This is a genomic window from Pedobacter hiemivivus (assembly GCF_004331685.1).
Classification (GTDB): Bacteria; Bacteroidota; Bacteroidia; order Sphingobacteriales; family Sphingobacteriaceae; genus Pedobacter; species Pedobacter hiemivivus.
In genome coordinates this window covers 1-24,752 of the sequence record NZ_SJSM01000021.1, presented here as the reverse complement: position 1 = coordinate 24,752, position 24,752 = coordinate 1, and the positions used below count along the sequence as shown (strand labels likewise).

The following is a 24,752-nucleotide window of genomic DNA, read 5'->3' as shown; positions in this document are numbered from 1 at the left end:
GCCATATCTTCTACTTTATTCTGAATATGTTCGATATTTCGGGTGTTTCCATCAAATTTCAACCGACTTAGATTTCGTGTTTATGATCGTAGTACTTTTGTTGAGAGAACTTAACCAACCACAAATGTCAGAAGAAGAAAGCGTTGCGATGCGAGCATCCCAAAAAAAAGCTAAACTCAAAGCCAAAGCAACAACCTTTATTGATCCATTCGTGGATTTCTCTTTCAAAAGGCTCTTTGCTTCGGATGAAAGTAAACCCATTCTGATTGGCCTTTTAAACCATTTGTTTGTGGGCCGGAAACTCATTAAGTCTATCGAATACGGGAGAAATGAATATCCTGGAGAAAACGCTGAGGAAGGGGGAGCTGTTATTGATGTAATCTGCACCGATGCCGATGGTAGTAAATTTATATTAGAAGTTCAACGTGGCTACCAGAAATACTTCAAAGAGCGCGCTTTATTTTATGCTTCCAGAGTGATAAGTGAACAAGCTCCAAAAGGTGGTCGGAAAGATTGGGCTTATGAGCTGACAGAAGTTTATCTGCTCGCTTTTTTGGAGGATTTTAATTTACCGGATTGCTCTAGAACGGAGTATGTGCAAGATATTTGCTTGACTAACAGGTATACAGGTAAAATATTCTATGATAAATTGGGCTTTATATTCATCGAGATGCTTAATTTTGTGAAGAAGCCCGACGAACTGGAGACAAATCTGGACAAGTGGTTATATGCATTAAAGCATTTAACAGAATTTAAAAAACGGCCTCAATATTTATCAGGACCGGAATTTGATCAATTGTTTAATCTGGCTAGTTATGCCAACCTAACTAAGAAGGAGAAAGAAATGTATAATACAAGTTTAAAATACAAATGGGATAATAAGAATGTATTGGATTATGCCATTGGGGAGGCTGAAACTAAAGGCAAAGCTAAAGGCATTGCAGAAGGTATTGCAGAAGGTAAGGCTAAAGGTGAGTATGCAAAAGCAATTGAAATAGCACTAAAATTAAAAGCTAAAAATACCCATCTTGATGAAATTGCCGAATTAACAGATCTTTCAATAGAAGAAATTGAGGCATTGGTATGACCTGAAAGGTTACTCCTAAGAGTAACCTGGAATCATAAAGGTGCCAAAACAAATTTCGCTTCTATAACATCTCTGGAATTGCCCCCGACATAGATCTTGAAATCCCCAGGCTCAGCAATAAACTTTAAAGCCGTATTGTAGAATTTCAAATCTTCTTCAGTGATTTTAAAACTTACTGTTTTACTTTCTCCCGGTTTTAAACTGATTTTTTGAAACCCTTTCAACTCCTTCACTGGGCGGGTAGAGCTGCCTACAAGGTCCTGAATATATAATTGTACGACCTCTTTGCCTTCGACAGTTCCGGTGTTTTTTACCTCGATACTGGCCGTAATCGATTCGCCAGCTTTAAAGCTGTTTTTGCTTAGTTTTAAATTGCTGTAAGCAAAAGTAGTGTAACTCAACCCATATCCGAAAGGATAAAGTGGATCATTGCTTACATCGAGGTAATTGGAACGGAATTTACTAAACCATTTGCCTTCTGCTAATGGCCTACCTGTATTTTTGTGTGCATAATATAGCGGAACCTGACCTACATTTTGAGGAAAGGTTGCCGTCAGTTTTCCAGAGGGATTTACTGCACCAAACAAAACATCAGGAATCGCATTCGCCGCTTCAGTCCCGCCAAACCAAACATTTAAAATGGCTGGTACATTTTCATTTTCCCATTTCAAAGCCAATGGTCTACCCGTAAATAAAACCAAGACTACCGGTTTACCAGTTTTAAGTAAAGCCTGCAACAAACGTTTTTGTACCTCAGGGATTTCTATATCCGTTCTGCTCGAGGCTTCGCCACTCATCTCAGAACTTTCGCCTAATGCTGCCACCACTACATCGGCTTGTTGAGCTAGCTTTACAGCTTCAGCGATAACTTCTGCTTCGGGACGGTTATCGCGTGGAATATCACGGCCAAACATAGTTCCTCTTTCTTGGTATTGAGCATCGGCAAGTAAATTAGAACCAAGACTGTGCAAGATTTTAACTTCAGTACCTGCTGCGGTCTGCATTCCTTGTAAAAGAGATTTGGTGTTGGCCAAATCGCTGTTTACACTCCAGGTACCGGGCATATTGGCACCAGTATTTGCTAGAGGTCCTATTAAAGCAATGGTTCCTGTTTTTTTCAAAGGCAAGATGTGCTGATCATTTTTTAAGAGTACAAAAGATTCGCTAGCAGCTTTGCGGGCAAAAGCGAGATGTTCTGGTTTTAGTATTTCCGTTTTTGCTCGCTCTTCATTACAATAACGGAAAGGATCGTCAAACAAACCAAGTTTGTATTTGGCTTCCAGTACAAGACGACAAGCAGCATCAATCCTTTGTTGTTTTACCTTGCCTTGTTGAACTGATTTTTTTAGCGTCGTTAAAAAGCCTTCACCAACCATATCCATATCTACACCTGCGTTTAAAGATAATGCGGAAACAGTTTGAAGATCACCCAAACCATGGTCTATCAATTCGTTTACGGCCGTGTAATCGGTAACAACCATACCTTTAAAACCCCACTGCCTGCGCAATAGATCTGTCATTAGCCATTTGTTAGCAGTTGCCGGAACACCGTTGATGTCATTAAAAGAAGTCATGATGCTGCCTGCACCTGCATCAAGGGCAGCTTTGTAAGGCGGTAAATACTCATTGTACATTCTATCCAGACTCATGTCTGTGGTATTGTAATCCCTTCCAGCCTCTGCAGCGCCATACAAAGCAAAGTGTTTTACACAAGCCATCATGGTATTATATTTCGACAGGTCGTCGCCCTGGTAACCTCTAACCATTGCTTTTGCAATTTCTGAACCCAAAAAAGTATCTTCTCCCGAACCCTCAGAGATACGGCCCCAACGGGGATCTCTGGAAATATCTACCATAGGAGAGAAGGTCCAGTTTAAACCATCGGCAGTGGCTTCAATAGCTGCAATACGGGCTGTTTTTTCTATCAAGGTCATATCCCAACTGCAAGATAGCGCAAGTGGAATAGGGAAGGTAGTTTTATAACCATGAATTACATCCTGACCAAATATAATGGGTATTTTAAGACGAGTCTGCTGAACAGCAATTTCTTGTGCCTTACGGATGCGGGCAGGAGTAGTTAAGCTAAAAATGCCACCTACCTGTCCATTTTTTATCTTGCTTTCCACATCTGTACTTACAACCGATCCTGTGGTTGCCTCACCGCCTGTTAGTAAATTCAGTTGTCCTATTTTTTCATCTAATGTCATTTTAGACATCAGGTTGTTGATGAAGGTATCCATTTTTTTGTTGGCCGAAGGAGCTGCTTTTTTCTGTTGCCCAAAACTGGTATTAACGACCAGGAGCAAGGATAAGGAAAGTAAGGATAGGAATTTCATTGTGTGTATTTGTTTGTGTTGTTGTATTGTTTTACTGAGGGGCTAAGGCCGGACTTGTAAAACCCAGTTTGTTTAAGCCTTTTTGTATTTCCGGACTGCTCATAAAGAGTTTCCACAGCAGACCACTGCGATAGTTTTCGATCATCACAATAATAGGTCCCTGATCTATGGCCAGATGTGATTTTGCATACCAGTTGTGTTGTTCGCTAAAGGCATCAACAAAGCCATATTCACTCCATATCTTGCCACCCAGGTCTTCATAAAAATGCCTCAACGCCTGCATTGAATATTCGGGGGTATAAGGGAAGGCAGATAGCGCTGCGGTAGGCGTAATTACGCCCAGGTCTTCATTGGGCGAGTGGGCTGCGTAACCCTGCCAGCTATCGCTAGCTGTTAGTCCCCAGCTGTTTGTTCCGTAGCCTTTGTATTGTTTAGGGTTCGCAAGGCAGTAAGCCCTGTTTACCAACGTATGATTCTTGTTTTGTTCCCAGTAATCTGCATATCTGTCTTTTAAGCCCCTTGGGTCTAATCCTAAAAAGGAATAATGGGAAAAGAATAGCGGACCGCCATTGTCAAAGCCGAGTGGGAGCTTATGCCCATAAAATTCTTTACCATTCAAAAAGAAATTGCTTTGTGCCCAGCCCCTGTGATAAACAGCAGCCGATACCGGATATCTTGTTGCAGAAGCTGCGAGTACGTAAGTAATGAGACATTCATTGTATCCCCTCAGTGGAAAATTCATTGCCCAGCCATTGTTGGGACTCCAGTGCCAGTAAAGTACTTCTTCTCCTCCTTTCGTAAACCAATCCCATTCTACTTCATCCCAAAGCCAGGTTATACGGTTCCTCAACTCACTTTCTACCGGGTTATCTGCATTAAAATATTGTTTGGCAGTTAGTAAACCCTGGAATAGAAAGGAGGACTCGACCAGGTCGGCTCCATCGTCTTTGCGGCTAAATGGAATGGTTTTACCTGTTGTACCATTAAGCCAATGTGGGAACACACCATGATAAGCATCGGCTTTAGCTAAAAACTTAACCATTTTTAACAGATAAGCAGATGCGCTATCGCGATTGATCCATTTTCGATCGGTAGCCACGATAGTTGCCATAATTCCAAACCCTGTGCCGCCTGTGGTTACCACTTCATCTCCATAGCCAAAAGCAACATTACTACGTTCACGGGCCATGCCACTAACCGGATGACCAAAGTTCCAGAAATACCTAAAGGTTTGTTTTTGCACAAGATCCAATAGCTGTTCATCACTTAAGCCCTTCTGGATTTTTAATTGTGAAGGAATGTTTTTTGTATTCTTTTTTTGTGCCTCCACAGGATGGGGAGCTATTGTTGAACAGGAGGTCAGTACCAAAAAAAGTACCTTAAAAAGTCTGCCTTTTACCATAATTATTATTGCTAAAAAAGGCTGCTGACCAAAATCAGCAGCCTACAATTCATTTGTTTCTTAGAATCCTGGGTTTTGAGTAAGGACCCCGCCACTAAGGTCAATTTCAGTCTGTGGAATTGGCCATACCTCATTACGACCTGCTTTCCATCCTTTAGGACCAAAAACTTCAGTTCCACGTCCTTGACGAATTACGTCGAAATAGCGATCAAACTCCATTGCAAATTCAACACGTCTTTCTCTGTAAATTGCTTTTCTCAGTTCAACCTGATCGGTTGTAGTTACCTTAGGTAGGATGGCAGTATTGCCTTCACGTGCCCTTAGTCTAACCTGTTCCAAAGAAGAGATCGCCTGACCACTATTGTTCAGTTCATTGGCGGCCTCAGCATTCATCAGCAATACATCAGAATAGCGAAGCATACGTACATTTTGTTGTGCACCTTCGTTAAAGTTTGGTACAAACAAGGAGAAAGGGACATATGATTTCTGGTTGTACATTGGGTTATCTCCTGTTGCTGGGATAAAGTCGCCAGACGGAGTAGTTTCGCCTCTGAAAATGATGGTCGCATCCCTTCTTGGGTCTCCGGTCTCATAAGCTGCTGCAAGATTGGCCGAAGGAACGTTAAAGCCCCATCCACCACCAGTAATGCCGCGTACACCTTGTACCTGAGAATATTGGGAGTTAGATGCATCTTTATTATTTGGCAATAATCCACACTGGATTTCAAAAATAGATTCTACGCTATTTTCATTTTCTATCCTAAACACCTTTTCGTAATTGGGAAGTAAGGAATAACCCATACCCATTACCGTATTGGTGTAAGTCATTACATCGGTCCATTTTTTAAGGTACATGGCAACTTTGGCGTGCAAGGTTAATGCTGCGCCTTTTGTTGCACGGCCGATATCTGTTGTTGCAGTATAAGATGCTGGCAATACAACTGCCGCCTCATTCAGGTCTTTCTCAATCTGTGCATATACCTCAGCAACAGAGGCTCTAGGAAGGTTATAGTCTGTATTTGCATCTTTAGGAACATGTAGGCGAAGCGGAACTCCGCCAAAAGCGCGTACAAGTCTGAAATAAGAAAAGGCGCGTACAAATTTAGCTTCGGCCAAATACCTTGCTTTCAGATTCTCATCCATGGTTATGCCTGGAATATTATCCAGTACCTGGTTGGTATAATTGATATTCCGGTATTGTCCGTTCCAGAAGCCTGAGATATTTCCTTGATCTGGATCGATCGTAAACTGATCAAATTGTAAAAAGAAACTGGCATCAGATGCTGTACTTCCTTTGTCTGCATCATCAGATCCTGTACTTTCGATAGCGATGGCTGGAAATGCAGTGTTTTCCCAGGAACGTAGGTTCCCATAAATAGCGTTTACTCCAGCTGTGGCATCATCCGCCGTTTTCCAGAAGATCGTACTTTGTTGCTTGCCTTGTTCAGGAACATCCAGGAAACCTTTGTTGCAGGAAGGCAGGATGCCAATGCTAAGGGCTAAACCAATACCCAAAGCTGCTGTTTTATATAGATTATTATATTGTTTCATGATATTGCAGATTAAAAAGTAAGGTTAATACCGAAATTGTAGGTAGCAAATAAAGGATAAACATTAGCATCCAATCCTGCATTTAGGGTGGTGTTTGTTAAGGTTGCTTTAATCTTTTCTGCATTGTCAGTTGGTATCGGGCCTACTTCAGGACTGAATCCTTTGTAACCAAAAATGTTAATTGCATTTTGAGCATTGGCATAGATCCTTACCTTTTTGATCTTCCATTTATTTAAAATACCTGCAGGCAGGGTATAACCTAACTGCGCATTTCTAACTCTGAAGTATGATCCGCTGGAAACATAGAATGAGTTGGGTGCTGCATTGGCTGATGCACCGATGTTTGCCGAAGGGTAGGTATTTGAGGTACCCTCTCCATGCCATCTGTTATCAAAAAGGTCTTTGCTGATGTTCTCATTTCCAAAGCGATTGGCCAGGTTGGCATTGTATATGTCTACGCCTGCCACACCTTGGAAATCCAAAGCAAGGTCAAAACTTTTGTAAGCAAAGCTGGTGTTAACCCCATATGTGTATTTAGGATTAGGGTCACCAATTACCGTTCTGTCGGCAGATGTGATCTTTCCATCACCATTCAGGTCTTGGTATTTAAAGCCTCCTGGGGCAGCACTCGCCTGTGTAGGTGAATTGGCTACATCTGTTGCATTCTGAAAAATGCCTGCAACTTTGTACCCATAAAATACGCCTATAGGGTCTCCAACGATGGTTCTTGTCGCAAATGCCCCATTGGTAATACCTGTGCTTCCAGAGAAAATAGGTGTCTCGCCTGAAAGTACATTTAATACTTTATTGGCATTGTAACTGATGTTACCGCCTACTGAGTAAGTTAAACCTCCTTCAGTTGTATTTGTCCATGCTGCAGATAACTCCACACCTCTGTTCTGAATGTCGGCCTGGTTTCCTAACAATTGATTGTCTACGGTACCCAACGATCCCAATACAGGAATCTTGAAAATTGCCCTTGAAGTTTTTCTGTTATAAAAATCTGCCTCAACGGTTAACCTATTGGTCAGGAAGGCAGCCTCAATGCCAATATCTGTACCAATTCCCTTTTCCCAAACGATGGCAGGCGGAATAAGCGTATTCACGCTTTTACCTGTAAAGGCAGTGTTGTTAAATATCGCAACTAGATTGCCTGTTTGGTCTATTAACTGTTGTGAAGGATTAATCGGTACGCTTGCATTTCCAATCATACCCCAGCTTCCTCTTAACTTCAAGGAACTGAACACAGTTTGATCTTTCATGAAATCCTCATTAGTCATTACCCAACCAGCACCAACTGAAGGGAAATATCCCCAGGTTTCGTTGCTGCCAAAAAATTGGGAAGCACCATCGGCCCGAATAGAGGCATTCAGCAAGTATTTGTTTTTGAACGAATAATTTGCCCTTGCAAAATAAGAAGCAAATTTGATGAGTGAACCCTGATCTGCTGCGGTTCGGGTAGCTGCATCGCCCAAACTCAGATATAGATCTGCATCGCTATTAAAAGGCACATTTTGTGCGGAAGCATTTAAAGTGTAAGCTTTGTTACTTTGGGCAGACTGACCAAGTAATACAGTGAGGTTATGATTTTTATTGAATGTATTCTCATAAGTCAACGTATTTTCAATGATCCAATTTCTGGTTTCAACACGTTTTAGATCGAGGATACTTGCATCACTTTTCTGTGCATAAGTGGCATAATATTTCGGACTATATTTTCTGTTTTCTAATTGACCGAACTCCCCACCAAAGCTGGTTTTAAAAGTAAAGTGTTCGGCAAATTTCAATTCTGCGAAAACATTACCTGTAACACTATATTGTTTGGTTTGTTGATTGAAGAAGTCAAGACTGGCTTGAGGATTAAAATTGGCTCCGTCTCCAAGACCTTGGCTAGTAGGATCTCCATATGAACCATCTGCATTAAATACAGGTATAGAAGGTGAAGCAGAATATATTTGATGATAGATCGTTGTTGGAACATCTTTGGATTTACTGGAAACCCCGGTAATGTTGTAACCTACCTTAAAGTTTTTTGACAGCTGTACATCATTGGATACGCGGGCTGTATATCTCTTGTAATTGTTGGTTTTGATAATTCCATCTTGATCAAGATAACCTAATGAGATGTTGTAAGTAGATTTTTCTGTTCCTCCAGCTATCGAAACGTTGTGGTTTGTTACAAACGCATTGCGAAGTGTCTGGTTATACCAATCCGTTCCTGCACCCAAATTATCGGTATTACTGAACACCGGGCTTCCGCCATTTAATCCGGCCAGTTCGTTTGTAAAGGTGGCGTATTCTTGAGCATTCGCCATTTTAACCTTATTGGTTACTTTTTGAAAACCGGCATAGGCATCATAGTTGACTGTTGTTGGAGTGCCCAATTTTCCTTTTTTTGTCGAAATTAATACCACTCCATTTGCAGCACGGATACCATAAATAGACTGTGCAGAAGCATCCTTTAAAATGCTCATGTTCTCAATGTCATTGGGATTTAAAAAGTTAATATCGTTATACCATACACCATCCACTACATATAAAGGAGCCTGGTTTCCGAATATTGTTCCCAGACCGCGGATACGAATCTGAGGTGAAGCTCCAGGCGTACCTGTACTGGTTATGGATACCCCGGCAATTTTACCTTGCAATGCCCCTATAGGATTTGTAGATGCCTGTTTTGATATTTCTGATCCTTTTAAACTGGCTACTGCACCCGTTACGTCTAATTTACGCTGGGTTCCATAACCAACTACTACAACCTGCTCCAGTTGTTGTGAGGAAGGAGTTAATACTACATTGATTGTTTGTTGTCCGTTAATTGGGACTTCCTGGGTTACATAACCAATGTAGGTAAATACCAGGGTACTATTGGCCGATGTGTTAATGGAATATCTTCCATTAACATCTGTTTGCATTCCTTTAGTTGTGCCTTTTACGGTAACGCTTACTGATGGTATAGTTGTCTTGTCCAGACCATCTGTAACAGTGCCTTTAACAGTGATGTCCTGTGCATAGGCTACGTTGATAAAAAACAAACAAAGAATACTTAAAACAGAAAATTTGGTAAAGAATCTTTTCATACTCGTTTAAGTTTTTGGTTAATATTTGATGGTTAAAACTCCATTAGATTATTGGTTATAACAAGTTTTACAACCTCAACATTAATACATCATTTATTGAAAAAGGACTATCTCACAGGGGTTGAGAATCATTGCTTTTGACTCCAAAAACCACGTTTTTGTAGATTAAACCCCATTGAGCTATATACTACAACGGCAGAATTAAAAGGTTTGATTTTAGTGTGTTTTTTTGAGTTATGAGAGGTAATGTAGTAGTGCTTATAACTCCATAAGGAACTCTACAAGGTTTTTATCGTGTGGTACATTCAGCTTTTTTCTTAGCCTATACCTTCTAATCTCTACTCCTCGAAGGGTAATGTTTAACAAGGAGGCGAGTTCTTTGCTACTCATGTTCATATGTAAATAGGCGCAAAGTTTTAGGTCATTAGGCACCAGATCTGGGTGGTTGGCTTTAAGTTTTTTGAAGAAACTTTCATGCGCTTCATTAAAACTATTTTCAAATAAATTCCAGTCCCGATCGTCATTCATGCCCTCATCAATTACTTTCTGAATTCTGCGTAACTGATCCTCTGAAAGTTTTTTTCCGTGCTCATCTTTAAGCTTTATAATTTCTTCGCTGATCTTTTTGAGTAGTTCATTTTTGTAAACCAGGCTCATGGCAGAATTTGCTAATTCCCTACTTTTTCCGGCAAGTTCAGCATGCAGTTTTTCTGTCTGTAGTTTGACGATTTGTTTTTCAGTGGTTTCTGCTTCTTTCTTTAGGAATATTTCTTTTTCAGCTTGAATTTTTGCTGTAATTGCCAGTTGATCTCTAAGTAATTTTTTCTCGTATAATTTCTTGCCGATATATAACAAGATAATCAGCAAAATCAGGTAAAAACCAAATGCCCACTTGCTGGCATAAAAGGGAGGGAGCACGGTAAACTCAAAAGCGGTCGTTTCACTAAGGGTCTGATCGTCTATTTTCGCACGAACTAGAAACTTATAATTCCCACCTTCTAAGTTGGTGAAATCTTTTTGGGAAGCAGTACTCCAATCTGACCATTGTTTAGAATAACCTTCGAGGAAATATTGGAATTTGATTTTGGCCTGTCTATAATAGGGTAGGGTATAAGAGACCCGTATGTTATTTCGACCGAAAGGTATTTCTATTGCAGATTCGGTGTTGCCTACTTCACTTATAGTAGCGTAGGTGTCTGTAATATCTTCTATCTTTCTGATCAGTACCGATGGTAGACTGATCTTTTTGTTGGTTTTCGGTTCATTTGCATTGTATATGACAAAACCATCATCCACACTGATCAGATAAATCTGGTCACTGATTTTGCTGATATTCTCGTAATACTGAACCATTCGTCCATCCAGTACACTAAAGCGGTTGGAGTCTATATCAATCTTACCAGGTTGTGCAAAATTGACGAGTGCCATTTTGCCGTGGTTAATGAACCAATACTTTTTGTTGCCAGCATTAATGACCTTATTGGAATTTGCAAAGGAACCAATAAACTTATTCAGAATCTCGTAGGGGGTAAAGCGATTGCTGATCTCGTCAAAAGTTAAAAATCCTTTATCAGAAGAATAAAGTAGCTTGTTCTCCAGCGTAAACAGATTAACATTGTAACTACTTGGGAGTCCGTTACGCTCATCGTAATATTTAACGTTGATTACTTTTTTAAAATCAGGACTAAGCGTAAGTTTATAGAGACCTCTATAAGCATGACTTACCCAAATGTCTCCTTTGGAATCCTGTTCTATATATCTGGACGGTTCTTTGAAGTTTTCAATTTTATAGAAGTACTTCCATCGCCCAGCGTCTTTTTTATAAAGGACAAGGCCTGTATATGTGCCCTGAATCAGGTAATCATCATTTAGTTTTTTTATTGTCCAGCCTCCACTTATACTGGATACCTTTTCTATAGTGTTGTCATTTACGCTGAAGGTGCCATCATTATGGCCACATAACAATTGTCCATCAATTAAGCTTAAATCCCATACTTGCCCCTGCGAATGAGGAATAAGCTTAAAATTAAAGGGTTTAAAATGTTGTCCCTTTCCATCTACCCATGGACTTGAAAATAGGCCCTGATTGGTGCCAAGGTATATTTTGTTATTGTAAATCAGGCTGGAATAAACTGTGCCGAACATACCCGTTTTATCAAAATAGAAATAAAGGGGAGAATTGAGCTCTATCCTGTCGATCCCATTATCCAGTCCGGTCCATAAATTCTGCTCATTATCTGCATAAATGCTTAATACCGTGTTGTTTTGAAGGCCACTGGATTTATTTATCTGTTGCACAATATTACCATCCTGATCAATAATGATAAGGCCATTTAAAATGGTACCATAGGCGTAATATTTGCTGAATACTTGAACTCCATTGTTGAGCTGGTAGGTTTGTAAGAAAGTATTGGCTGGGGTTTTGAAAGGAGTGTATCGCTGACCATCATATAAAAAAAGACCGGCTTTACTGGTTCCTATCAATAGTTGGCCATTTTTGTATGGGAGTATAGATAATATACTTTCCGGTAAAGGCTGACCTATATTATTTAAAGGAGCTAATTTGTAGTCTTTTAATTCAAACAGCCCTTTGCCGAGCTCTTCGACAATGAAACGCTGATCAACTTTGTGCAAAAACAAAAAAGAACCAGTGCTTTTAATTACACTTATCTTTTTATGCTCATATATGTATATAGTAGTGAACGATTGGAAGATGACTCTTTTACCATCAACATAGATCTTCCAAATCTCATCGGTCATCTTATGTTGCTTAGGGATAAGGTTGATCAGGGAAAAGTATTTTAAACGTTTATCAACTACCTTCCAATAGCCAAACTCACCAAAACTACCCACATAAATTACACCATCGTTACCTGTTGCTACCGAACGTACAATTTGCTGGTTTGGCATCTTGTATTGTTGCCAGTATTTACCATCGTAACTGAGCAGGCCTTGTGCATTTCCAAAATACATAATACCCTGTTTGTCTTTTGCGATAGACCAATTTTGGTTACCCGATAAGTAGACAGATTTGCGGTAATTTTGCACATAAGGAACCCCAATACTTTTTACATTATCTGCGGCCACATAAAGAGGCAGGAATATAACAAGATAAAGTAAAAAGTATTTTAGGCAACTTCGTTTCATGAAGCGCTAAGATAGTTGTTTGGCGGATACGTTTACCGGTTGTGGTACTTTTACATAATATCCTGTTCCATCGTATTTACGCTTGCGCGGGTTGGTGGTGCAGGGTACCGAACAACAGCCTTGTAGTCCATCTCCGCATTCATCGCATTGCGTAACATGCTCATTGCACTCTGGATTGGCACAATTGATCATTTTAGGCGTTATCTTGCCACAATTATAGCATGTTGATACTACGGTTGGGTTTACAGAGTTTACATCAACAGCGATGCGGCTATCAAATACATAGCATTTGCCTTCAAAGTCTTCGCCACCGGCTTCTTTTCCGTATTTAATGATCCCGCCATGAAGTTGGTATACATCACTAAATCCATGGTGCAATAGTAAGGCAGATGCTTTTTCGCATTTGATGCCACCAGTGCAATAGGTTAGTACTTTTTTGTCTTTGTATTGAGCAAGCTCATTTATCTTTTCTGGGAAATCCCTGAAGTTTTCGATGTCGAGGGTGATGGCGTTTTTAAATCGGCCAAGGTTATGCTCGTAATTTGAACGCACATCAAGGATGATTACATCTTCCTGATCAATCATCTTCTGAAATTCTACAGGCTCCAGGTGTTTCCCGGTCTGCTTATTCGGATCGATGATGTTCGGGTCCCTTAAGCCGGAGTGAACAATTTCTGATTTATATCGGCAATGCATTTTAATGAAAGAAGGTTCTTCCACATCGTCGATTTTAAATTCAGTTTTTGCAAAACGTTCATCGGCGTTGATAGCGGCCATATAGGCTTCACAAGCTTCTTTTGTTCCTGAAACGGTACCGTTTAAACCTTCATCGGCTACGATGATTCGGCCAACAAGACCAATTGATTTACAAAATTTAAGGTGGTCGTCCGCAAATTGTTCTGCGTTTGCTATGTGACTATAGCAATAGTAAAGTAATGTCTGGAATTTATTCATAATTCATTGATACCGGTGCAAATGGCGTTTAATGCATTGCAAAAATGCAAAAAAAACCATTCTCCTCCAAGTCTGGCATCTTTAAGGCTCCTGAAGGGGAGCTTAAAGCGCCTGAGGCCTTGTCGGAGAAGGTGTTTTTTGTTTCAAGCAGGGTGTAAATTGTAGGGCCTGAATAGTAGGGGGCAGACAAGCTTGTCAAAAAAAAAGCGATTAGGAAATCTCCTAACCGCTTTTTTTCATCATCATATATATATTACCAACCAAAGTTTTGTTTAAACTTCGTTAAATCCATTTCCCGTTGAGGAATTGGAAATAGATCGTGCTTGTCTTTTGTGGTGTAACCCGGTGTTGCAACTGCATAATTAGGAGAACCTGCAGTGATCCACCATGTTCCTAGTTTTAAAGAAGTACTCTTAACCGTTTCGTAGTAAACGCCCCAACGTATCAAGTCTAACTTTCTGTCACCTTCAAAAGCCAATTCGAAAGCGCGTTCTTTGTGAACAGCATCACGAAAACCTAGCACATCCAAGCCTGGCGTTACATCGGCTAAAGTACTGGTTGTGCCCACAGGTAAGCCATAACCACGTCTCCTTACCATGTTAACGGCAGTATAAGCATCAGTGGTTGGTCCCTGTTTCCATTCGTTCAATGCTTCTGCATATATCAATAGTACATCTGCATAACGTAAAACATACCAATTGACGTTAGATCTATCATTATTGATCAGCTTATTGCTTTGAGGAACATATTTTTCAGTATCCCATTTGCCTGGCGTATAGTTTTGTTTTTCTTTCTGCTTTTTAGTCGGGTCTGCATCATTGGCTAAGCCTACCTGTTCGGTTTCACTAGCAGCCTTTGCCCATAGTGTTTTAGACGGATTATATTGATAGTTAGCTACAGAAATATCTCTTCTTAAGTCCTCGGGATAGTTACGCCAATCCAATACAAAAGTATGTACAACTTTCACATTACCCGCATTGCTTCCTCGCTCTGAGGTACTCGTGGCTTTAACACCGTTCCATTTACCAATACGACCTATTGGATCAGATCCAAGAGTTGCTGTTGGAGAATAGAAAGAAACTTCAATTAAACTTTCTGTTGGATTCCAGGTGCCAGCACCAGCGTTTTTCCAAAGCTGTTCGTAATTTTCAAGTAAACCATGTTTGTTTGACTGGATTAATATCTGTGCAGTTTTTGCAGCCATTTCCCATTTAGAAACATCTTTAACAGGATTTCCGGCCCATGTTGCATATACTTTAGCTAATAAACCTAAAGCCGAACCTTTTGAAAGGCGGAAGCTTTTGTTGCCTCTGAACGTATCATCTACAGCGTAAGGAAGATTTTCTACGGAATATTGTAAATCCTGCTCTATAAACTGATAAACTTTTGCTGGATCTTCCTGCACAAATGTAGACGGTGCTTGATTAGACATTGCTGTATTGGTGATTAAAGCGATATGTCCATAATGGCGTAACAACTCAAAGTAATATAATGCACGCAAACCTTTCGCTTCAGCCAGGTAAATTGTCGCCAATTGTTTATCCGCATTCGAATAATTTGCCATTTTCTGCTCAAGGCCTTCGATGAAATCATTGGCATTGTAAACAGAATTATACAATTTAGCATAGCTCTTCTGTATTTCTGACTGATTCGCTGTAAATGAATTGGTAGGGATAATACGGAAATTTTCGTTGGTGCTACCTTCTACCTGAGCAATATCTGTACCCATAGTAAACAGGATAGATAGATTGAAACCATACATATCATCGGTTACCATATTACGATAAACACCTAATAATACATTTTCAGCTTCCGCCGCATTGGTCATATACTTACTTTTGTCAATATCTGTCTTTGACTCTTCAGTCAAATAATCCTTGCACGATGTGTTCATCATTAACACAAGTGCAGCTAGTATATAATATATTTTTGTTTTCATGTCTTCTTTGTTTTTGATTAAAACTGAACTTCTAATCCGAATGTAAACACCTTACTTCTAGGATAACCTCCCCAGTCCAATCCAGGTGTCATTGGGTTGTTTCCAGATGTGCTCACTTCTGGATCATAACCACTGTATCCTGAGAAGGTGAGTAGATTTTGTGCCGAGGTATATACTCTTGCTCGCGACATATAAGCTTTTTTAGACCATGCAGTAGGTAAGGTATAGCCTAATGAAACGCTTTTCAATCTTATAAAAGAACCATCCTCGACAAAGCGTGAATAAACATCGTTGGTAATATATCCATTAGTAGACGGGACTTTGTTAGAAGCATGTGTAGGAGTCCATCTATCTGCAACTTCTGCCAGCATATTTCTACGTCCAGAACGAGATTGTGTAGCATATAAACGAGTTGCATTGTAGATGTCATTGCCATAGTTGAATTGTACCATCACACCCAGATCAATATTTTTAAAATTGAATGTGTTGTTAACACCGCCATAAAATTTCGGAATAGCATGACCTATTACCGTACGGTCCTTAGTAGTGATGATACCATCTCGATCCTGATCTTCATATTTCACCATTCCCGGAGCTACGTTGGTAAGACGTTTGTTATTAGTAACTCCATCTTTTAAGATCAGGCTTCCATCAGGTGTAGTGTTGAAATCGCTGTACTGATAGATACCATCGAACTTGTAGCCATATATAAGACCTAAAGATTGACCCACAATAGCTGCGTAATCATTTTCTGTAAAATTACTATCAAAACCAGAGCGTGTGTACATCGCATTCGCACCAGATTGCAGTGCAACCAATTCATTCTTGATGAAGGAAATGTTAAAATTCGTCTCCCAAGAGAAGTTTTTCTGCAAAATCGGTTTGCCAGTTATACCCAATTCAAAACCTTTGTTTCTGATTTTTCCGATATTTTGATATTGAGACGAAAAGCCTGTTAGCTCTGCAAGAGATTGGGCTAACAAAAGATCTTTGGTATCCTTGATAAAGAAATCCGTTACCATAGTCACGCGATTTTTTAAGAATCCCCAATCAATTCCCATATTAATGGTAGATGATCCTTCCCATTTCAGATTTGTGTTTTTAAGCTGTTTTGGTAACAATACTGTACGTGTAGTACTGCCAGTGCCATATTTACTCGTTTCGTAAAGATCTAATGAAAGGAAATTTGAGATTCTATCGTTACCAACTACACCCCAGCCTACACGAAGTTTAAGATCAGATATAGCAGGGATACTTTTCATGAAATCTTCCTGCGAAATACGCCATGCCGCAGAAAAGGATGGGAAGTATCCCCATTTGTTTTTCTCAGAAAACACAGTTGATCCATCGGCCCTGATGGTCGCAGTTAACAAATACTTATTGTCAAAATTATAATTGGCTCTGGCGAAAAAAGACAAAAGCTTTTTATCCGAATAGCCTGTATTTACACGGCTTGGGGTAGCGCCAACGCCTAAGTTGTCATTGCCCAGATTATCGAATGGGAAATCCATTGACTCGCCTAACAGGAATTCAGAACTATTGAAAGACAACTCTTGCCCAACCATTACATCGTATGAGTTTTTATTGTCAATTTTCTTTTTCCAGGTTAGGTTGTTATAGTTAGTCCAGCGAACATTTTTACCCATTTGGGTTTGCCCATAAGATTTTTGTCCATTACGAAAAGCCTCTTTTGAACCATTTTTATAAAATAGGTCGTAACGTGAGTTATTTGTATTAAAGGTTCCTGCCGAGCGGAAAGTCAATCCTTTCAAAATTTCCCAATTCACCGATAAATTGGATGACCATAACTCTTCTGCTCTTTTATTGATCACAGATTCAGTTTGTACGATAGGATTTACCTGAGCCAAACTTGTACCATCTTCCAACATTTCTGGGTCGATAGCCGCTGACAAAAGTGTTTCATTGTCTACTTTCAATCCTCCGGTAGGCCTGGCACTAAAAATCTGTCCCAGCATATTAAATCGTCCGTTGTCTGCCGTGGTTCCAACTCCAGCTCTATTGGTTTTACCATAGTTGATCGTAGCATCTACAGTGATGTTACTGGTTAATTTTTGGCTTATTCTCATCTTGGCTGCTGTTCTGCCAAAATCACTATTGTTGAATATACCGTTTTCATTATACCTGTTTAGTGAGAAATTGTACTTAGTTGTTTCGATACCACCACTTACTGAAAAATTCTGATCATTGGACCAGGTGGGTCTAAATGTTTCATCTTGCCAATTGACACCTTGTACACCGATATAATCCTCGGCCGACTGGTATTTGTAAGGTATGCCATTCTCATCATTGCCTGGTTTATAATAAGTACCGGTATAGGCACTGTTTACATCTCCCTGTAGTTTTACAAACTCATATGGGCTAAGTAAATCCAATGTCTTATTGATGGTACGATAAGTACTGGCATTACTATAATTTAACACTGGTTTCCCTACTTTTCCAGATTTGGTGGTTACCAAAACTACTCCGTTTGCTGCTCTGGCTCCATATATAGCAGAAGCAGATGCATCTTTCAGCACCTCGATAGATTCTATATCTGTATTTGGTAGAAAATCAAGGTTGTTTACTTCAAACCCATCTACAATGTAAAGAGGAGAGGAGTTGCCTGTTAAAGTTCCAATTCCACGAATGTTGACATTAAATCCAGCACCTGGCTCTCCATCAAGTGAGGTAATTTGTACCCCAGCTACCTGACCACCTAAAGCGCCTAAGACTGAACTTGACTTAAAACCTTCTACATCTTTACCTTTAACAGTAGCAACGGATCCGGTAAGGTCTCCACGTTTTACAGTACTATAACCTACTACAACAAGCTCGTCCAATAATGCACTTTCTGGTTTTAATCTTATAACCACATTGAGCTGGTCGCCGATTCGAAGGGACTGTTCTTTGTAACCTACATATCTAACCAATAAGGTCTCCCCTTTTTGAGCAGCTATTGAAAAAGTACCCTCTCCATTAGTTATTGCCTTATTTGGTTTTCCTACTATGGATATGGTTGCTCCTAATAAAGGAGCATTTGTTTCGTCTAACACTTTTCCTTTTAAGGTAAGCTTCTGTGCAGACACATTTACAGACCACAATAATGCCACTATGGCCATGATGATCCCCTTATTTACACTTATCTTTATCATTATGTTTATCTGTTCTTTTTAAAATTTCGTATCAAACCATAAAATAATTGGGAGTATCGCCGTTCCAGTGCCTGGGTCAGTTCCATCAGTTTTATAGGTCATTTGGCCAACCATTGCGCCATTGGCGGCTTCTCCATTGTGAGTCCATTTATTCGGATTAACAACTAACTCAAAAGTAATTGGATCTACATAAGCCAGTGGCAGGGTAAGGGTAGTCTTGTTATCCCAATAGGCGAGTGGAGCTCTTGCACCATAATTTGGGCTTGCGTTCTTGCTCTCTGCATATTTGTCATAAAGACTAGTCATAAATGTGGTTGGGTTCCCTATGGCCGGTATACCACTTATTTGAGTCCCAAAGAAATTATAGTAATTGAAAGTTCTTCTATAATCTAGTGTGAACTTGCTCTTATCTCCTGTAACTTGAGGTGTCGTAGAGCGACCTCCAGAATTTGGATTTACCTGGAAAACGAAAGGTGAATATTCAACGAATGCATTTGAATTTTGGATAAAAACTGGAGTTTGGATAGCATATTCTTCAGGTGTTCCTTTCCCTGCTGTAGCAGTTACCATGAAAACACCAGATTGTATCCCAGTAATACCGGCGAATGTTATTTGTCCCGTACCTGGGTCTATTGATGTTCCTGTTGGTAATGTTACCGGATGAACAGGTTTTATCTCATAGGTCAAGGTTACGCTAGGATTTGCATCTGTTGTTGGCGTGGGCTTTATGCCGGCAATAGGATTGCTTGCATTTATACGGTATTGGTTTGCATAGTTTGCTGCAGGTGTTAAACCAAGATTATTTCCATATCTCACATAACTGAAGTAATTTGGATTTGCGCCAACTGTTAGCGTAAATGAAGTTGTAGACTCATTTTTCGGGTTTGTAGCTTTTACTTTGATTGTATAGGTTCCCAAGGCAATCGTGTTGCCCTTAACAGCACTAACCTTTCCTTGTGCATCTAAAGTAACTTTACCTTGTAATGCAGGAGGTAACTCTACAAATTCAAAACGAACTTCATCTCCTTTGAAACCTGCATTGGGAGTTACAGCAAAAGCAACTGCCTGTATCGCATTCTTATTTGGATAAGTAAATGACTCTATAGCCTGTATGAAGCCAACAACATCCAGTACAAAAACATCATTAAAATCTACACCAACCTGGTCGTAAACATTTTTTGCATTTACAGTAACTTTATACTGTTGTCCGGCAGTAAGTCCGTGATTTTCTGCAACCGAAATAACTCCAGTTTGTGCATTAATCGTTATTTTATTTGTAGCTGGGCTTACACTTTTGATAGCGTATACCAATCCGTCTAATGAACCTTTAAGTGCAGGAACAGCACTTGTGAAAGTGGTTTTACCGCTTAAGGCAGATTCTTCTTCTATCTTTCCAGAAGAAGGGGTGTAGGTTAGTCCCAAAGGCTTAGAAATAACGTTTATTTCTATCGCATCTTGAAATATTCCTTCATCTTGTCCCGATGCACCAGTTGTTAGCTTAAGGGAAAGCACATATTTTCCTGGCAATAAATTAGCATCACCTCTTAAAATAGATATAACTCCAGTAGAGGATATGGTAAAGTATTTAGAAAAATCACTTTTTGCTATTTCATACTTTTTGATAGAAACGTGATTTTTATCTGTGGTTACCTGAGCTGTAGGCAACTCTACAGTGCTCTGTGGATCTATAATATCTGCATAATTAACTGTCAGTTTGTTTGGTGCTACTGAAATGCCATCTGGGACAGGTTTCATCATATTGATTGCGATAGCATCTTTAAACTCATATCTTTTGCCATTAGATTGGCAGCTGATTGTAAGTTTGTATAGTCCAACAGGTATACCGGCTGTTTCCTTTATACTGACACTTCCATTATCCTTATTGATTTCAAAGCTATTGCCTGAATAAGCGGTGCCATCTAATGTGATACTCACAATTTCAAAAGAATTTGGTTGAGCACCAATATAGGATGGAGAGGCAATAACTCCTGTCATGGATGGTCCTATGTCAGTCATACCAGTATAATGTATGGTGAAAGTCGTACTATCAATTACTTCTTCCTTTTTGCATCCCGCTGTAATGAGTAGCAGTGCAAATATCCATGAGAGGTATCGTTTTAATTTGAATTGAGTATTTATTGGCTTCATAATATATTGATATATGAGTTTAAAGATTACAATTAAGATTATATGTTTTTCCGTCGATGTTAACGTCTAAAGCAACACCAGTTTCTTGAAAAGGCTGTGTAAATGTGGCATTGATTAGCGCTGTACTAGCTTGGGCACGAGGATACAATACGGTAATGTAGCGAGCAGTTTGCCCGGCAGTTTTTGTCATGTTAACAGTATAGGCTTTACGATTAAATTCAATACCTGGAGCGTAGGAAACCTTTCCGGAGAATGGAAGGGTAGTCAGGTTTTCGCTTCCAAACGTTCTCATGATCATGTTATTGCCGTCTGCGAAATTGGTATGAGCACCGTTTTTATCCGTGGTTACAACAACTTCATTCTCTCCTTCGCATAGATTGAAGTTAAGGTTTACCGTTCCACTTGCAGCGCCTATCCCTTCATCTACTAATACAAAAAATGTTTTGTTGACAAAAAATACATATCGACGGTGTTTAAGATAGGGATAGCCTTGGTTTTCTGTCGCTACTATATCGGCTTGGCCGTTTGAGACTACTGCTAAGGATTTTCCTTTAGCATTTGTGATATTCTTATAATCTAATGTCATTGTATTGTGTACCCTAGTTTGGCGGTACCACTCCCTCTCACTGTTACTTCCATCACTTGTATAGGCGTATACTCCCGCATCCGGGAAAAAATTACGTCCTTTATGATAAAGTTCAAAGGTACAATTATCTGGTTGTTTATGACTCCATATTTGCATGGCATCATTTGAGTAATTGTTGCTGAGGATTAACATCGTAGATTGTCTGTCCCAACCATTACGCAAGATATAAGTTCCAGAAATGGTGAATGCTTTAGGCCTGGTAGGTCCTGTTCCTTTTTTTCCATAAGTGGCCATGTAAAGAAACTCATTGTCATCTGGGAACATTTCATTGTACTTTATGAAATTCTTATTGAGTACAGATCTTGACCATGAGCTTTGTCTGGTATCATTAAAACCTGGGACACACTGACTATTTGAAGCCGCATTGCTGAAGTAGTTGGGGTAGGTGAAATTCATCACTACTTGCGCTGCCTTGCGTAAATAGACCTTAAAATTTGAGGCTACATTTCCCACAATAGATTTATTGGCATCCGCTAGTTTCATCACTTCGTAGAAATCACCTATAGCGCTGATATGGTAACTAAAATCTAGCTCAAAGTGCATACCATCGTCCAAAAACTGCGTTTTAACTTCGGTATCTAATATGCTATAGCCGGTATTCATCCATTCAGAAGCTTTTTTGAACTCTGGAAATAATACACCTGCAAAAGCAAGTGCGCTACCTTGAGATATAAGAATGTTGCCATCTGGATAAGGATATTTTACCAGAAAATCAGAATGTTCGGCAAAACGAACCATAAATTCAGAGAACCATTCTGGGGTAAAGCTTGTAGAGTTTTTGTAGTACTCAAATAGTTGAGTTTGGCCCATCACACGCTCGGCAACCTGAAGTTGCCACCAGGTGGTTGTATTGGTACCTGTTTCGGGCATAGGGTTTTTCACTAACCAGTCCTTATATACGTTAATCCATGATTGGATATATTTCTCGTTTTGAGTGGTTCGGTAAACTTTCGCTTGCGGAACAAACCACTGATGTCTGTGTAATTGCTTTTGATATTCGTTATCAGCTCCGACTGGCTGAAATAACCAATTTATGGCGCCGCTGCTCATCAGCGAATGTGGCATCTTTTTAACAGCATCTTCATAATAGTTGTTTACGAAAAATCGGTTTTCTAATGCAAAATCGGCCTTAAGTTTGTCATCATCCGAAGCGGTTACATTAATTAACGATATGCTGGGGTTAACAACATTTGTGCGTAGCCTGTAATATTCAAGGATAGCTTTAGCTGCTTCATATTGTTTGTTGGCTTCATATAGCGTTTTAGCTTTTTCTAACCCGGGATAATTTAGATTGATGAGGTCAAAAATCTTGGGGTTAATAACGTTGTTTGATTTCGTGGTTTCAGTATTTCCCGAATTAACAGCATTTTTTCTAATGGACTCTTTAGTACAAGAAAAGAGTACAGCAGTCATGAAAATGAAAATGAAATACTTCATGTTTATAATTTGGTTAGTTTTTTTATTCCCCTTTTGCAGAGTGGTTTAAGTTGCTGTTTCCCTGCGATCTAATTTCTTATCAAAGATTGTCTATAAATATTTTTCGGCATTCCAATTTTGATTAATATCGTTTAGGTATTGGTTAAAATGGTTTAAATATTGGTTAGGGTTGGGGCTTTAAGGGCTCATCAATAGTTAAAACAAGATGTCCTAATGCGAAGGGGAAAGCTACCTTTGTAACAAATTAAGTGCAGCCATGCTGTATACCACTTAATTTGTGTGGGATAATTACTAAGTTTGCGTTTGTAATCAATTAGAACGTATACTAACTAACTTTTAAACATAAAATGACTAAATTTTCAATGAAACCATTGTGGTTGTCAGCTGGGCTTTTGCTTGGTACTACCGTTGGTTTTGCACAAGACAATCTTGTTAATTCACTAAAAAATAACCAAAGCGCTAATAGTGCAAACAGTTTTACTTTTACTCCAGTAGTAAACGCTGAAGCTACTTCAGTAAAGAACCAAAAATCATCAGGTACTTGCTGGAGCTATAGCACCAACTCATTCCTTGAATCAGAAATGATCCGCATGGGTAAAAAACCAGTTGATTTAGCTGATTTATTTACTGCACGGAATGCTTACATCGAAAAAGGGATCAACTATGTACGTATGCATGGTGCTTTAACTTTAGGTGATGGCGGTGCTTGTCATGATGTAACCAACATGCTTGCTAAGTATGGTGCTTTACCTCAGGAAGCTTATAGTGGTAATGATTATGGAAGCCCAGGTTCTTCAGACAGAATGAACAAGCTTACAGAAGCAATTTTAAAGAAAGCTGTTGCCGGTAAATTTGATCCAAGTTGGAAAGCAAAATACATCGCAACTATCGATTCTTGTATGGGTGCTGTTCCTGAGAAATTTACTTACGAAGGAAAAGAGTATACTCCTAAAACTTTTGCTAAAGAGGTTGTTGGTATAAATGCAGCTGATTATGTAGAACTTTCTTCATTCACTACCAGCCCTTATTATGAAAAATCGGTATTAATGGTGCCTGATAACTGGTCATTTGATCAGGTTTATAATGTGCCAATGAATGACATCACTACTATTATTGACAACGCTTTGAAAAAAGGATTTACTGTTGCTTGGGCTACAGATGTAAGTGAAAAAGGCTTTAGTTGGAAAAATGGTGTGGCTTATGTGCCTGCAAAAGATTTCGAAAGCATGAGCGCTGACGAGAAAAAAGCCATGTTTAACGGTCCAAAACCAGAGAAAGAAATTTCTGTAGAATTACGTCAGGCTGCTTTTGATGATTATGAAACTACTGATGATCACGGTATGCAGATCACTGGTATCGCTAAAGATCAGTCAGGTAAAGAGTATTACATCGTTAAAAACTCATGGGGTGCAACTAACGATTACAAAGGATATTTATATGTAACTAAAAGCTTTGTACAATACAAAACAACTGCTTTCTTGTTAAACAAGAATGGAATTCCATCTGATTTACGCAAAAAAATGGCGATTAAATAAGAGGTAGTTTAAAGTTAAAAAGGGGATGTGTCATGCGATGAGGGCACTGAAAAAGTCCTTTTAAATATTTGGAGTCCAAAAAGAGCAGAAGAACTATGGTTATCTGCTCTTTTTTTGTACCTTAAAAGTAGGTTTTAAAAGGTGCCCAATGTTAGCTCATCAACAAAAGATTCAATTCAGTGCCTACTCAGGATTGTATGATTTGATCATTCCCAAAGACAATTTACTTCGAAAGATCAACGATCTAATAGACTTCAGTTTCATTTATGATGAACTGCTCGAGAAGTACTGCCACACCAATGGACGTACTGCGGAGAGTCCCATCCGTATGTTTAAGT

12 protein-coding genes and 1 pseudogene are annotated in these 24,752 nt (G+C 39.4%); 3 read left to right on the top strand and 10 right to left on the bottom strand.

The window, feature by feature from the left end; translation table 11 throughout:
* The first annotated feature begins 148 nt into the window (after window positions 1-148).
* The gene (locus tag EZ444_RS21860) at window positions 149-1,087 is read left to right on the top strand and encodes an Rpn family recombination-promoting nuclease/putative transposase (protein ID WP_165503691.1); all 939 of its coding nucleotides are present in this window, start codon (window positions 149-151) and stop codon (window positions 1,085-1,087) included.
* Window positions 1,088-1,119: 32 nt separating this feature from the next.
* Here the strand turns inward: EZ444_RS21860 and bglX are convergent, their stop codons facing one another.
* The 10 genes from bglX to hepC all read right to left on the bottom strand — a co-directional run bounded on the left by bglX (window position 1,120) and on the right by hepC (window position 22,879).
* Entirely contained in the window at window positions 1,120-3,423 is a 2,304-nt protein-coding gene (gene bglX, locus EZ444_RS21855; protein WP_131611341.1) for a beta-glucosidase BglX, read from the bottom strand.
* Between the two features lie 31 nt (window positions 3,424-3,454).
* Window positions 3,455-4,825 carry a glucoamylase family protein gene (locus EZ444_RS21850; RefSeq protein ID WP_131611339.1) on the bottom strand — a complete coding sequence of 457 codons (1,371 nt, stop codon included), beginning with the start codon at window positions 4,823-4,825 and terminating at the stop codon, window positions 3,455-3,457.
* Window positions 4,826-4,885: 60 nt separating this feature from the next.
* Window positions 4,886-6,376: a RagB/SusD family nutrient uptake outer membrane protein gene (locus EZ444_RS21845; protein WP_131611337.1), complete on the bottom strand. Its 1,491-nt coding sequence runs from the start codon at window positions 6,374-6,376 to the stop codon at window positions 4,886-4,888.
* Between the two features lie 11 nt (window positions 6,377-6,387).
* Window positions 6,388-9,456, bottom strand: a complete 3,069-nt coding sequence (locus tag EZ444_RS21840) for a SusC/RagA family TonB-linked outer membrane protein (protein ID WP_131611335.1) — start codon at window positions 9,454-9,456, stop codon at window positions 6,388-6,390.
* A gap of 258 nt (window positions 9,457-9,714) precedes the next feature.
* Window positions 9,715-12,603: a ligand-binding sensor domain-containing protein gene (locus EZ444_RS21835; protein WP_131611333.1), complete on the bottom strand. Its 2,889-nt coding sequence runs from the start codon at window positions 12,601-12,603 to the stop codon at window positions 9,715-9,717.
* Window positions 12,604-12,609: 6 nt separating this feature from the next.
* Window positions 12,610-13,557 (bottom strand): oxygen-dependent tRNA uridine(34) hydroxylase TrhO, encoded by a 948-nt coding sequence (gene trhO, locus EZ444_RS21830; protein WP_131611331.1) that lies wholly within the window; start codon window positions 13,555-13,557, stop codon window positions 12,610-12,612.
* Window positions 13,558-13,810: 253 nt separating this feature from the next.
* Window positions 13,811-15,496 carry a RagB/SusD family nutrient uptake outer membrane protein gene (locus EZ444_RS21825; protein WP_131611329.1) on the bottom strand — a complete coding sequence of 562 codons (1,686 nt, stop codon included), beginning with the start codon at window positions 15,494-15,496 and terminating at the stop codon, window positions 13,811-13,813.
* 17 nt (window positions 15,497-15,513) lie between these two features.
* Entirely contained in the window at window positions 15,514-18,648 is a 3,135-nt protein-coding gene (locus EZ444_RS21820) for a SusC/RagA family TonB-linked outer membrane protein (RefSeq protein ID WP_131611327.1), read from the bottom strand.
* Between the two features lie 18 nt (window positions 18,649-18,666).
* Window positions 18,667-20,796, bottom strand: a complete 2,130-nt coding sequence (locus tag EZ444_RS21815; protein ID WP_131611325.1) for a surface glycan-binding family protein — start codon at window positions 20,794-20,796, stop codon at window positions 18,667-18,669.
* 19 nt (window positions 20,797-20,815) lie between these two features.
* Entirely contained in the window at window positions 20,816-22,879 is a 2,064-nt protein-coding gene (gene hepC / locus EZ444_RS21810; RefSeq protein ID WP_131611323.1) for a heparin-sulfate lyase HepC, read from the bottom strand.
* 347 nt (window positions 22,880-23,226) lie between these two features.
* Here hepC and EZ444_RS21805 point away from each other — a divergent pair, with 347 nt between their 5' ends.
* Window positions 23,227-24,414, top strand: coding sequence for a C1 family peptidase (locus EZ444_RS21805; protein WP_131611321.1), 1,188 nt, complete (start codon window positions 23,227-23,229; stop codon window positions 24,412-24,414).
* Window positions 24,415-24,562: 148 nt separating this feature from the next.
* Window positions 24,563-24,752 (top strand): annotated as a pseudogene (locus tag EZ444_RS21800) (IS5/IS1182 family transposase); the annotation flags it as partial.